The 12950-nt window shown below is 48.7% G+C and carries 11 protein-coding genes; 2 read left to right on the top strand and 9 right to left on the bottom strand.

The features are described from left to right. Positions 1–37 precede the first annotated feature (37 nt). Together O59_RS14015 and cysM are read right to left on the bottom strand one after the other, a co-directional pair. Positions 38–1588, bottom strand: coding sequence for a CotH kinase family protein (locus O59_RS14015; protein ID WP_007643863.1), 1551 nt, complete (start codon positions 1586–1588; stop codon positions 38–40). A gap of 103 nt (positions 1589–1691) precedes the next feature. Next, on the bottom strand, positions 1692–2582 hold the full coding sequence (gene cysM, locus O59_RS14020; protein ID WP_007643865.1) for a cysteine synthase CysM: 891 nt from the start codon (positions 2580–2582) through the stop codon (positions 1692–1694). A 213-nt stretch (positions 2583–2795) separates the two neighbouring features. Between cysM and O59_RS14025 the strand changes: the two genes are divergently transcribed. Then, on the top strand, positions 2796–5603 hold the full coding sequence (locus O59_RS14025) for a response regulator (protein ID WP_157152584.1): 2808 nt from the start codon (positions 2796–2798) through the stop codon (positions 5601–5603). A gap of 49 nt (positions 5604–5652) precedes the next feature. On the opposite strand, the gene recO is transcribed toward O59_RS14025, so the two are convergent. Genes recO through lepA form a run of 6 tightly spaced genes read right to left on the bottom strand, consistent with a single transcriptional unit; the run spans position 5653 to position 11196 of the window. After that, the gene (gene recO, locus O59_RS14030) at positions 5653–6366 is read right to left on the bottom strand and encodes a DNA repair protein RecO (protein WP_007643873.1); all 714 of its coding nucleotides are present in this window, start codon (positions 6364–6366) and stop codon (positions 5653–5655) included. A 9-nt stretch (positions 6367–6375) separates the two neighbouring features. Continuing rightward, complete coding sequence (gene era, locus O59_RS14035) at positions 6376–7296, bottom strand: GTPase Era (protein WP_007643875.1); 921 nt, start codon at positions 7294–7296, stop codon at positions 6376–6378. 55 nt (positions 7297–7351) lie between these two features. After that, on the bottom strand, positions 7352–8032 hold the full coding sequence (gene rnc / locus O59_RS14040; protein WP_007643877.1) for a ribonuclease III: 681 nt from the start codon (positions 8030–8032) through the stop codon (positions 7352–7354). A 3-nt stretch (positions 8033–8035) separates the two neighbouring features. Continuing rightward, positions 8036–8464, bottom strand: a complete 429-nt coding sequence (locus O59_RS14045) for a DUF4845 domain-containing protein (protein ID WP_007643879.1) — start codon at positions 8462–8464, stop codon at positions 8036–8038. A 33-nt stretch (positions 8465–8497) separates the two neighbouring features. Next, complete coding sequence (gene lepB / locus O59_RS14050) at positions 8498–9346, bottom strand: signal peptidase I (protein WP_007643881.1); 849 nt, start codon at positions 9344–9346, stop codon at positions 8498–8500. Between the two features lie 50 nt (positions 9347–9396). Next, positions 9397–11196, bottom strand: a complete 1800-nt coding sequence (lepA, locus tag O59_RS14055; protein WP_007643883.1) for a translation elongation factor 4 — start codon at positions 11194–11196, stop codon at positions 9397–9399. A gap of 55 nt (positions 11197–11251) precedes the next feature. Between lepA and O59_RS22205 the strand changes: the two genes are divergently transcribed. Continuing rightward, entirely contained in the window at positions 11252–11380 is a 129-nt protein-coding gene (locus O59_RS22205; protein WP_255321713.1) for a hypothetical protein, read from the top strand. A gap of 3 nt (positions 11381–11383) precedes the next feature. Here the strand turns inward: O59_RS22205 and O59_RS14060 are convergent, their stop codons facing one another. Further along, on the bottom strand, positions 11384–12802 hold the full coding sequence (locus O59_RS14060) for a Do family serine endopeptidase (protein ID WP_007643885.1): 1419 nt from the start codon (positions 12800–12802) through the stop codon (positions 11384–11386). Positions 12803–12950 lie beyond the last annotated feature (148 nt).

A 12950-nucleotide genomic window follows, 5' to 3' on the forward strand; every position in this document is an offset into this window, starting at 1 on the left:
ACAGAAAGTGACGGGGCGTTGTGCACCGTCGACATAATTACTGACTGAATTGTTCATCAATCCATTCATAACGCTCTCGCTGCCAGCGAATCAACTCATTGACTTCAGTCTCATAGCTGCCCGTGGCGCGAGAGGGATGCATAATCCACGACTCAAAATCAGTGATATCCCAGATTGAATAGTTTTTCTCTTGTGGCTTATCCAACCAAGTTGCACGGGCTTGTGCGTACTGAAAAATTTCTTCCAGCTTGCCCTGGGTTTTTAACAATTGCCATTGCGCTTTGACTTTTGCTTCAAATGCGGGGTCTTGAAATAAACGGTTAAACCAGGGAGCCGGACGGATATGCCAGCCCTCGGTTTTATCGACATTGTCATAACCGGCGTTGCCCATGGCTAAATCGAAATCCCAAATCGGGCCAAAAAATAATTTGCCGTTGCGCTTTTTATACAGATAAAAACTCGCTACAGCGCCATCGGGATTTTTAAACAATTCATTCACTAAAAAATACTGAATAGCAGAATCGACATCGATATAAGCCGCATAGCCAGTATTCGGGTCAGCAAAATTATCACCAAATAATGCAGTTTCAGTATCGGTGATGTATTGCTCAATATAATTGCGCTGTGCAGCCCACGCTGGCTCCAGCAAAGTCTCCGGTGTATCAAGGCAGAAAGGATTCATGCCATGAGCCGAATCCACACAGAAGGTTTCTTCACGCGCTAAATTAACGCCATTTACGCAGTAGCTTTCCCAGAATGCGGTTTGGCAATAATCCCTATGCATACGGAAATCCACTTCCAACAAGTAGCCGCCGGTAATATTGGGAGTCGCTGTATCGCTGTCTTTTAATTCAACAATATTCACGCGATCCCTGGCGACGCGAATATGCTCAGTCAGTTGATAAATACCTTGATACTGACCATTCAAATGCAATTCAACATATTGATTACGCGGGCTGTACTCCATACCCAAACTACGCCCAAAACGAAAGGCAATATCATTGCGCATCAGTGTTTTGTCGGCGTAGTTCGCTAACAAGACCCAGTGCCTGCTCGCCGGCATTCCCAATAATTGGGCGGAGCTGGTTAATTTGAGTCGATAAGGCTTTTTAACCCATGACCAGGTGGAATTACCGCGCCCGCGAATTTCCAACTCACCACTCAGGGTATTTTGTTCATCGCCCGAGAGCGAAAAATTACCAGTGAGGTAATTCTCTTTGGACACAATTGGCGCTGCTCCTGTGGTGGTAATGTCCAAGACCGGCAAGGCCTCCGCTGTTCCCGACGGAAAGTCAGTCGGAATACTGGACTGACTGGCGCTGCTCGTGGACTCAACGGATGACACCGATGCCGAAGTCGCCGCCGAGCTGGTTTGCTCGCTGCTCGACGATGCCAGACTGATCGACAAACTACTGGAGGACAGCACCACACTGCTCTGCTGACTACTTGATGAGAGCGTCGCAGTACTACTTTGCTGGCTGCTAGTGGCTCCCGGCGCAGTTGATCCGGAACCGCCACCGCATGCTTGCAACACACACATAAAAATACTGAGTGAAACCCAACGCATTACCGTCGTCATTGCCGTCATAGTTTTATCCTGATTTATTATTATTTAACAAATGTATGATTATCTAACGAATGACATCCGGGTGCATTCCATGCGTTGCGATCAGCTACCAACCACATCCATATCACTGATTAAACAATCCGGACGATAAATAACGGTCACCGCGATCACAAATAATCGCCACTATCACGGCATTTTCCACCTGTTGGCTCAGTTCCAATGCCGCCGCCACTGAGCCACCGGATGACACGCCGCAAAAAATACCTTCTTTGCGCGCCAGCTCGCGCATGGTTTGCTCTGCCAAGGCTTGGGGCATATTTACAATGCCATCCACGCGGTCGCGCTCGTAAATTTTGGGCAGATAGGCTTCTGGCCAGCGGCGAATGCCAGGAATTTGCGCCCCTTCAGACGGCTGCAAACCAATAATCTGAATAGCCGGATTTTTTTCTTTGAGAAAACGCGAGGTCCCCATAATAGTACCGGTGGTGCCCATGGAGCTGACAAAATGGGTGATGGTGCCACCGGTCTGTTGCCACAATTCCGGGCCAGTAGTGGTGTAGTGGGCAAGCGGATTATCGGCGTTACCAAATTGATCGAGCACCTTGCCCTTACCCTCTGCTTGCATTTTTAGGGCGAGATCACGCGCGCCTTCCATGCCCGCTTCTTTGCTGACTAAAATTAGCTCCGCACCATAAGCCAACATGGAGGCCTTGCGCTCCGCAGTGGAATTGTCGGGCATGATTAAAATCATGCGGTAGCCTTTGATCGCCGCCACCATCGCCAGGGCGATGCCGGTATTGCCGCTGGTTGCTTCAATTAAGGTATCGCCTGGTTTGATGTCGCCGCGCAATTCGGCGCGACTGATCATGGACAGTGCGGGACGATCTTTTACCGAGCCCGCCGGATTATTGCCCTCCAGCTTCACCAGCAAGGTATTGCTGGTCACACCGGGCAGGCGCTGCAAGCGCACCAGCGGAGTATTACCAACAAATGCTTCAATGGTGGGGAATTCCATACTGACCTCGGAGTGGTTAAATCAGGTTACGAGCCGGCTTTTATTTGGCGGAAGGGGCTATGCTTTTCCACGCTACCGTTGCGCAGCCGCGCGGGAGGCGGCTATTCTACCCGCGATCACCCTGCCTGCGAACACTTGGTGTTAAAACTTACTGCTCGCCACTGGACTATTAGCCAATTTCCGGATTACCACAAAAATAAGGCCCGCGTTGTTATGAATCCTGTCAGCAAAAATAAACACAGCAATATTAAATCTGATGTCTGGCGCCTGATTTTTATCCCCTCGTTTATCATCATTATTCTCATCGCCACCAGCCTGACCTATTTGTGTATCTCGCAAATTAATAAATTTATCGATTTACGCGGGAGCTTGCTTGCACAAAAGACTGCGCACCTGCTGCACAAACCCATCCTTGAAAACAATGCCGAATTAATCCAGCACATTTTGGATGCCTCGATTGAAGAACCTTATATACGTGCAATACGCGCTTACCATGCAGATGCCAAACAACATTTTCATAGCGGCCCACAATTTATGGGGGGCGATGATGCAAGTGCCCCGAGCATGGATGCCCCCACCGAATACCGTACCTATCGCACCCTGCGTTTTTCTCACCCACTGGTCAGTCGCGACAATACCAATGCTATCGGTTGGGTTGAGCTGGAATTATTAACCGCGCCGTTTGCAGTAGTGCGCTACGAAGCCATTGTACTCACCATTGCTATTACTATTTTATGTTTGATTATCGGCGCTTACTTTGCGATCTCACTCTACTACCGCATTACTGAACCATTAGAACACATCAATAATGTGGTGCAGGGCTTGGCGCGCGGTCGACTCAATGAGCGGGTTGAGCAACAACACTCGCGCGAGTTTTTAGGGCTTGCTGAATCAATCAATACCATGGCGGATTACATGGAAGCGGCGCAAGCGGATATGCAATCGCATATCGACCACGCGATTGAAGACCTGCGCGAAACGTTGGAAACCATTGAAATTCAAAACGTGGAATTGGACCTTGCGCGCAAAGAAGCCTTGGAAGCCAGCCGAGTGAAATCCGAATTCCTTGCCAATACCAGCCATGAAATTCGCACGCCGCTCAATGGCATTTTAGGGTTTATCAACCTTGCGTTAAAAACGGACCTTAATGAACAGCAGCGCGAATATATGGAAACGATTCGCGACTCTGCGCAAAACCTGTTGACTGTGATTAACGGTATTCTCGATTTCTCCAAGATTGAGTCCGGTAAGCTCACACTGGATTACGCACCGCTGCCGATTCGCCACTCCATCGATGAAGTGCTACATATTTTTGCACCGGATGCACACGATAAAAATTTGGAATTGATAAATTATGTAGAGCGCTGCATCCCTAAAAACTTATTGGGTGATGCATTGCGCTTTAAACAAGTGCTATCCAATTTGGTGAGCAATGCTATCAAATACAGTACGTCAGGTAACATCATCATTGATGTCAGTATTTTGCAGCGTCAGGAAACACAAATCACGCTCAAAGTCTGTGTGAGCGATGAAGGCATAGGGCTGTCGCGCGAAGAGCAGGAGCAATTGTTTAGTCCCTTTATTCAAGCCGATTCCTCCAGCAGTCGCGAGCACGAAGGCACCGGACTTGGCCTCGCGATTTGCAAAGGTTTGGTAGAGCGCATGAACGGCGAAATAGGCGTAGTGAGCGAGCCAGATAAGGGTTCCACCTTTTGGTTTACGGCACGCCTTGGCATAGACAAACGCCAACCTGCCCCCAATCAATTGGCCAACCTGAGCGAATATCGCATTTTGTTGTGTGGCGAAAATCCCGCATCCATCAAACAATTAAATAACTTATTGCACGAGTGGAATGCCAATACGCAGAGCATTCCCGCCATACATGACTGCTTCCCTATGCTGCGCAGTGCCCGCGATGAACATAAAAGTTTTGATTTGTTGATTTTGGATATCCCACCCAACGAGCGCAAAATCCCACCCATTTTATTAAATAATCTCGCTGAGCAACTGCATACTGAATTTAACTGCACACTCATTGCCTGCTGCACCACAGCGCATCAACGATTGTTCCGCTCCTATGCAGAAAAATCCCGCGTATTATTTATTAACAAACCTACATCCTATGATGCACTGCTGCAAACGCTCGGGCGACAACTGGATTTGCACATTAAAGATCTGCGCGAGCAGGATGACGAAGAAGCGCTGCGCCCTAGCGCCAGCGTGTTATTAGTGGATGATAATCCGGCCAATTTGCAGTTGGCTTCAGAATTATTGCGCGGCTTAAATACTCAGGTAGTGCAAGCAAACAGCGGCAAGCAAGCGATTGAAGCCTGCAGCGAACACGAATTCGATGTGATTTTTATGGACATCCAAATGCCCGGCATGGATGGCATGGAAGCGACACGCCATATTCGCGCACTCGAACAAGGTAAACGTCGCACGCCAATTATTGCGCTAACAGCACATACCATTACTGAGCAAAAAGCGGAACTATTAATTGCGGGCATGGATGACTGCATCAGTAAACCCGTCAACGAATCACAACTGGCGCACATTATTAATCGCTGGGCCACGCTTACCGGCAAAAAAGAAGTCGTCATCCAGATCGAAGAAAAAAGCACTAACAAACCAGGAATTCCCACGGAGGATCACACTGGCTCAGTAGATATAAACCTCTGCTTAAAACTCGCCAACAATAAACCGGCGCTGGCACGCGACATGTTAAGTATGCTGTTGGCGGGATTAGAAAGTGAAAAACAACAAATTAATGATGCGCTTAACAACGGTGATTTTGATGAGGCTGGGGAATTGATTCACCGTCTCTATGGCAGTAGCTGTTATTGCGGCGTGCCCCGGTTAAAACACATCAGTGGCCTACTGGACAAATTATTCCAAAGCACACAATACGAACAGGCACGCGATGCAATTCCCGCACTTAATCACGCATTGGATGATTTAATTCGCTGGGGAACCAATAAAGATATAGACGCGCTTTTTGGTTTGGAGAAAACACTCGCCTGATTAATTCAGACAGCATTCTGACCTGCAGTCACCTGACCGCTACGCGGTTTTACTCTGTAGGCTTGTGCTGAACAAATAATTCGCGACTATTGAGTGGACGACTACCAAGCAGTGGTTTGAGTAAGCGTCGCGCTAGTTGTTTGGCAGTAAGGCGAGTGATAGAGCTGGAATAGTCACCGACAGCAATTGCCAATAGCGCTTCACCTTTTAGTAAAAAGTGTTCAGGAATATCAGGAGCCGCACTGAAAAAACCCTCTTGAATATGACACTCATACCACCCTTCCGGCACTATAGCGCAATGGTTACGTGCATCCTGGGTGAAATCCAAGCCATAACCCAACTCCTCCAGCAATCTAAATTCAAAGGCACGCAACAAGGGCTCTATATCCTCACCCATTTGCAGCGCCTGCAAACTATGCTCATAAGCATGATAAATGCCATTATGGCTATCCATCTCTGGCAACAAACGCACCAGTAATTCATTCAGGTAAAAACCCGAATACAAGTGATTCGCCGTGAGTGAGAGGAAAAGGTTGTCCGATTCAAAACTAGTCAGCAACTTCATATCCGTTTTGCCCTGCCATGATACGAGCAGACGGCTAAAAGGATTGAGCAGTTGACGCTTGGGGGTTTTATTTTTACGCACACCACGCGCTACAGCGGTGACACGCCCATAATCGGGCGTGAGCAAATCGATAAGCAAACTGGTATCGCGATAGGGACGCGTGTGAAGGATATATGCGAGCTGCAGATCAACACGCATAAGCAGGCATTAAAACTCGTTATAACCGAGACTGCGCAAGGCGCGCTCATCATCTGACCAACCGGATTTTACCTTGACCCACAATTTGAGCATGATTTTCATCTCAAATAGCTTTTCCATATCAACACGCGCTTCGGTGCCGATTAATTTGATACGCGCACCCTTATCGCCAATCAGAATTTTTTTCTGGCCGTCGCGCTCCACCAAAATAAGCGCAGAGATATTGAGCAAATTACCTTCTTGTTTGAACTCTTCAATCTCAACTGCCATTTCATAGGGCAATTCATCGCCCAATTGACGGGTAATTTTTTCACGCACAATTTCTGCCGCCATAAAGCGCGAGCTGCGATCGGTAATCTGGTCATCCGGGTACATATGCACACCTTCGGGCAAACGCTCGGTGATCAGCGCCTCCAAACGATCCAAATTGGTATTGCGCAGCGCAGACATGGGTACAATTTCCGCGACGTTGAGTTTTTCTGACAGGGTTTGCAAGTGAGGAAGAAGGCTTTCTTTGTCTTCAATTTGATCCACTTTGTTCACGGCCAAAATAATCGGGCAAGGCAAGTGCTGCAATTTTTCAGCAACCGCTTCATCCTCTTCCGTCCAGATAAAACGATCCACAACAAACACCACTACATCGACATCTTTCATCGCGCTGGTGGCCGCTTTGTTCATGTAACGGTTAATCGCTTTCTGTTGCCCAAGGTGCATGCCAGGAGTATCGACAAAAATAATCTGTACATCGCCTTCGGTTTTAATTCCCACCACCGCATTACGCGTTGTTTGTGGTTTGCGCGAGGTAATACTGATTTTTTGCCCAAGTATATGATTGAGCAATGTCGACTTACCCACATTAGGACGACCGACAATGGCGACATAACCGCAGCGACTGGCCGATGAATGTTCTGTATCTGAAGTGAAGGTCATAGAATTACTAAATAAGGGATTAGTTGTAAAAAAGCGCGTAGGTGAACAGGAAGAATCAATCGATTTTTAATTGCGCTAACATTAACGCAGCTGCTTGTTTTTCGGCTTCACGGCGGTTTGATGCTATAGCGCGGGTCGGTTGTTTAGCGAGCACAACGCGGCATTCAATAGTAAACACCTGAGCATGTCCTTCACCACCTACTTCAGCAACTACGTATTCAGGCAAGGGTTGGCGCTGTGACTGCAAATATTCCTGCAAACGGGATTTGGAGTCTTTAGCGCTGGTATTTGCGCTCAACTCATTGAGCCGTGGAGCAAACCAGGTGAGCACTCGCTCGCGGCAAAGATCCAGACCGCTCTCCAAATAGATTGCACCAATAATAGCTTCTACACTATCGGCCAAAATGGAATCGCGGCTCTTGCCACCGGACTTAAGTTCACCTTCACCTAAAATCAGGCAATCACCCAACTCAAACTCTCGCGCCAATAAGGCAAGTGTATCGCCCTTTACAATTTGTGAGCGCAAGCGACTTAACTGACCTTCACGCGCCTCGGGCAAACGTGTAAATAAAGCTTCACCAATAATAAAATTCAGAATGGAGTCGCCCAGGAATTCAAGGCGTTCATTATTGGTAGCGCCATGACTGCGATGGGTTAGCGCCAGCTGTAACTGGCGCTGGTCTTTAAAAGAGTAGCCGAGACGTTGTTCAAGGCGTTGGTATTTAAGTGTTAACACAAGTTATTTGGTCGCTGTAGCAGGCTTACAACATTGACCGGGACGGGAGCTGTCCAGATGATTTTGGAAACTCAACACCAAATCAATATTATAAAAAAGAGGAACACGGGTTTCGTAGTCAATTGTAATCAGCAGGTCTTCACTACGACGGTCAATTTTGATGTTTTTGGTCGGACCTTCACTGCGTACATTGTTGATCAGATAGAAATTACTGAGTTTCTTTTTAATTTCAGCATCGGTCATTTGCTCTACTTTTTCGCCACCCGTTTCCAGCGAACGCAAGGCGGATTCAACGTAACGATTCTCCGCGTAGAGCGGGACCACTTTAAATGCAAACAACAAAAAGAAACCAGCAACCGCGATCACCAGCGCCCACTGCAACATACCTAAACCGCGCTGGCGTTTAATCGTTTTATATTGATTGGCTCGCATCAGGTTTAACTCCGGAGTTGAAAGGATAATAAATTATTGAATTACGCCCGCACGATCAAACGAGGGAATACTGAAGAACGAATCCCAATGCATCCAGACTGCAAAGGCTTTACCCACAATCGCGTCTTCCGACACCATACCCCATTCGCGACTATCCAAACTGTTATCGCGATTATCACCCATCATAAAGTAGTGCCCCGCCGGTACTACCCATGAACCCTGCATGCTTAACCGGCTGGGTCTTAGATATTTATGGGTGGTGAATGTCTTATCGTCAATTTTTTCGCTCGTCATTTTCAACACTGGTGCGCCGGCAGGTAATTGGGCGATCAGCTTCTCTTCCACAACCGTGCCATTAATAGTCAGCTGATGATTGTTGTAAGTGATGTGATCCCCGGGGATACCGATCACCCGCTTAATATAGTATGTCTCTGGCGCATGGGGAGGAAAGAACACCATCACATCGCCACGCTGCGGTTTACCGATGGGGATTATTTCTTTATTTAATACCGGTGCGCGCACACCATAAGCGAATTTATTCACCAGAATAAAATCGCCTACTTCCAAGGTCGGAATCATGGAGCCGGAAGGAATTTGAAAAGGCTCAACCAAAAACGAACGCAGAAAGAAAACAATAAACAGTACCGGAAAAAACGATTTGGAATACTCAACCAGCATCGGCTCTTTGGCAGCAACCGCTTTGGCCTCCTCGTAAGCAGTTTTTTGCTGCTCGGATTCCAACACCATACCGCCAAATTGTTTTTCAACAGCCGCCACCTTTTGCTTGCGCGGGCGAGATAACACCAAGGCATCAAACAACCACACCAGACCAGTAATCAATACCGCGAGCGTGAGGATCAGAGGAAGGTTAATACTGCTCATCAAGTTTCCTTAGTGGGTTATTGGTCTGCGATGACTATTATCGATATTTACTAGCTATCAATTTTCAGTACAGCAAAGAAAGCGGCTTGCGGAATTTCAACGCTGCCCACTTGCTTCATGCGCTTCTTACCGGCTTTTTGTTTTTCCAATAGCTTTTTCTTACGCGTAGCATCGCCACCGTAACATTTGGCTGTTACATCTTTACGCAACGCCTTCACCGTTGAACGCGCAACGATTTGTCCACCAATAGCGGCCTGGATCGCAACGTCATACATCTGACGCGGAATCAGCTCTTTCATTTTCTCGGTGAGTGAACGGCCCATACTGTGGGCTTTATCGCGATGCACAATAATCGCCAAAGCATCAACTTTTTCACTGTTGATCAATACGTCCAAACGCACGAGACTCGCCGCCTGGAAGCGAACAAAACTGTAATCCAACGAGGCATAACCACGACTCACAGATTTCAGTCGGTCAAAGAAATCGGTAACCACTTCATTCATCGGCAACTCATAGCGCACACGCACTTGGGAACCGGTGAACTGCAGATCTTTCTGCACACCGCGCTTTTCGATACACAGAGTGATCACGTTACCCAAATGCTCTTGCGGAACGAGGATATTGGCTTCAACAATCGGCTCACGCATTTCTTCGATAGAACCTGGATCCGGCAATTTGGATGGGTTATCAACAAAGATCACTTCGCCACCACGCTTCACCACCTCAAATACTACCGTTGGCGCGGTAGTAATTAGGTCGAGATCGTATTCACGCTCCAAACGCTCCTGAATGATCTCCATGTGCAACATGCCCAGGAAGCCAACACGGAAACCAAAACCCAGTGCATCTGAACTTTCGGGTTCGTAAAACAAGGAAGCATCGTTCAATGTCAGCTTAGCCAAGGCTTCGCGGAAATCTTCGAAGTCGTCGGAGCTGATCGGGAACATACCGGCATAAACTTGCGGCTTGATCTTCTGGAAACCTTCCAGCGCCTCAACATCAGGGGTTTGCGCGTGGGTGATGGTATCGCCCACGGGCGCGCCGTGAATGTCTTTGATACCGGCAACGACAAAGCCTACTTCACCCGCCTTGAGTTCTTTTAACTGGGTAGGTTTGGGGCTGAATACGCCCACACCGTCAACAATCTGCGCTTTGCCGATGGTTTTGGTAATGATTTTGTCTTTAAGGCGCAGGGTGCCCTGCTTTACGCGCACCAATGAGACAACGCCGAGGTAGTTATCAAACCAGGAATCGATAATCAATGCTTGCAGCGGTGCATCCACATCGCCAACGGGTGGCGGAACCAAGCGCACCAACTCTTCCAATACATCTTCCATACCCAAGCCGGACTTGGCTGAACAACGAACGGCTTCGGTGGCATCAATGCCGATAATGTCTTCGATTTCCTGAGCAACACGATCTGGCTCTGCCTGCGGTAAATCCATCTTGTTCAAGACCGGAATTACCTCCAGCCCCTGCTCGATTGCGGTGTAGCAGTTGGCAACTGACTGGGCTTCTACACCCTGCCCGGCATCCACAACCAACAACGCCCCCTCACAGGCCGCCAGTGAGCGCGATACTTCATAAGTGAAGTCCACATGGCCTGGGGTATCAATGAAGTTGAGCTGGTAGGTTTTACCATCGCGCGCCGTGTAATAAAGGGTCACGCTGTGGGCCTTAATAGTAATGCCGCGCTCGCGCTCCAGATCCATGGAATCAAGCACTTGCGCTTCCATTTCACGGTCACTCAGGCCACCGCACATTTGGATGAAGCGGTCGGCGATGGTGGATTTACCGTGGTCAATGTGGGCGATGATGGAAAAGTTACGGATATGGCTCAGGTCAGTCACAGGCGCTTAACTACTTTAAGATGATTAAAAAGATGAACCCCAACCAGGTTGGGACATGAAAAGAATGGGCGGCATTCTAGCCTATTTGCAGGGTGGGTGCTACGCGACCACTGGACGAGCCGTGACTTATGTTAAACCGCTACCGGGCGCCGTTATTCGCCCGACAGCGGTAGGCAACCGCTAAGGTTTATTTGATGATAATTGACCTGAATACCGGGCGATTTTCGCGATAGAAGCGAATCGCTTGCGGTTCATTTTTAGGCAAACCTTTAACAATTTTGGCGTAATCACCCGTGGATTTGATATCGCTAAACGCCAACTGGGTAATGATATCCCCAACCTGCAACCCGGCTTCTGCCGCAGGGCTGCCCGCTTTTACCTGCTGCACCACTACCCCGGCATCAGCGCCACCGCGCTGGGTACGATCCAAAGGGGCAACAATCAAGCCCAAACTATCCACTGTATTTTGGACAGGTGCTGATGCAGGGCGGCTCGCGGCTTCCTGAGGCGATACCGGCAAAATACCCACAGTAACGTTAAGTGACTGCTGTTTGCCCTTGCGCATAATTACCACCGGCACTTTGGATTTTGGCGCAGTGCGCCCGACCAAATAGGGCAAATCGCTGGATGTATTTACCGCCTGACCGTTGAATTTAATGATCAGGTCACCGGCTTCCAAGCCCGATTTGGCCGCGGGACCGTCGGGGTCAACCTCACTGATGAGGGCACCCATCGGCTTGTCCATCCCCAGCGAACTGGCGAGGTTTTTATCCACATCCTGAATCATCACCCCCAACCAACCGCGATCCACCCGGCCTTTGTCTTTCAACTGGGCAACCACATCGATAGCCAATGACGCCGGAATCGCAAAGGATAAACCGACCGAGCCACCACTGGGTGAGTAGATCTGGGAGTTAATACCCACTACCTCGCCATCCATATTGAATAGCGGGCCACCGGAGTTACCGGGGTTGATGGCAACATCCGTTTGGATAAACGGCACATAATTGCTCTCGCTATGCGCCGAGGGAATACTGCGCCCGATAGCACTGACAATGCCAGCGCTGGCCGAGTAGTCCAAACCAAAAGGCGAACCAATCGCCACCACCCACTGACCTACTTTCAAGGTTTCGTCTTTTGCCAAGGCCAGGGTCGGTAAATTTTTAGCATCGATTTTAAGTAGCGCCAAATCCGAGCGTTCGTCGCTACCGACCAACGTCGCGCTGTACTCGCGCTGGTCATTTAGGATCACGGTGATACTGTCCATTTTGTCGACCACATGGTCATTGGTCAGCACATAGCCATCGGCAGAAATAATAAAACCAGACCCCAATGAACCGCGATCACGCGGCGCTTGGCGGCGCTCCAACAGTTCGCGGAAAATATCTGGCAAGCCTTGCATATCCGGAGGTAAGGCGCGCTGGGGTTCAACAGCCAGACCTTTAGACACAGCGGTAATTTTTACCACCGCCGGTGAATGCTGCTCAATAAGCTGGGTGAAATCCGGCAACTCCGCCGCCTGACTCACCAACGAAACAACACTGATACTCACGATTGCAATAACTGTTTTGATGCCGGACGCCCATTTGGCAGTCAATGTGTGCATGGATGGCTCCTTAGATAAGATGAATTCAGGTCGCAAAGACACTGGCTCGCACATTGAGACTAATGGCAGATAAAATAATTCCAACCCGATCCTGAAAACCGGGTTAAGAATGATTTGGGAATTGTGGTTAAAAAATGCAAGTCCGCGC

It is taken from the genome of Cellvibrio sp. BR, from assembly GCF_000263355.1.
Classification (GTDB): Bacteria; Pseudomonadota; Gammaproteobacteria; order Pseudomonadales; family Cellvibrionaceae; genus Cellvibrio.

Excerpts from the sequence above, each read along its gene's own strand:
- O59_RS14015 (WP_007643863.1), bottom strand. The coding sequence starts at position 1,588 with ATGACGGCAATGACGACGGTAATGCGTTGGGTTTCACTCAGTATTTTT.
- cysM (WP_007643865.1), bottom strand. The coding sequence starts at position 2,582 with ATGGAATTCCCCACCATTGAAGCATTTGTTGGTAATACTCCGCTGGTG.
- O59_RS14025 (WP_157152584.1), top strand. The coding sequence starts at position 2,796 with ATGAATCCTGTCAGCAAAAATAAACACAGCAATATTAAATCTGATGTC.
- recO (WP_007643873.1), bottom strand. The coding sequence starts at position 6,366 with ATGCGTGTTGATCTGCAGCTCGCATATATCCTTCACACGCGTCCCTAT.
- era (WP_007643875.1), bottom strand. The coding sequence starts at position 7,296 with ATGACCTTCACTTCAGATACAGAACATTCATCGGCCAGTCGCTGCGGT.
- O59_RS14045 (WP_007643879.1), bottom strand. The coding sequence starts at position 8,464 with ATGCGAGCCAATCAATATAAAACGATTAAACGCCAGCGCGGTTTAGGT.
- lepB (WP_007643881.1), bottom strand. The coding sequence starts at position 9,346 with ATGAGCAGTATTAACCTTCCTCTGATCCTCACGCTCGCGGTATTGATT.
- O59_RS22205 (WP_255321713.1), top strand. The coding sequence starts at position 11,252 with ATGAAAAGAATGGGCGGCATTCTAGCCTATTTGCAGGGTGGGTGCTAC.
- O59_RS14060 (WP_007643885.1), bottom strand. The coding sequence starts at position 12,802 with ATGCACACATTGACTGCCAAATGGGCGTCCGGCATCAAAACAGTTATT.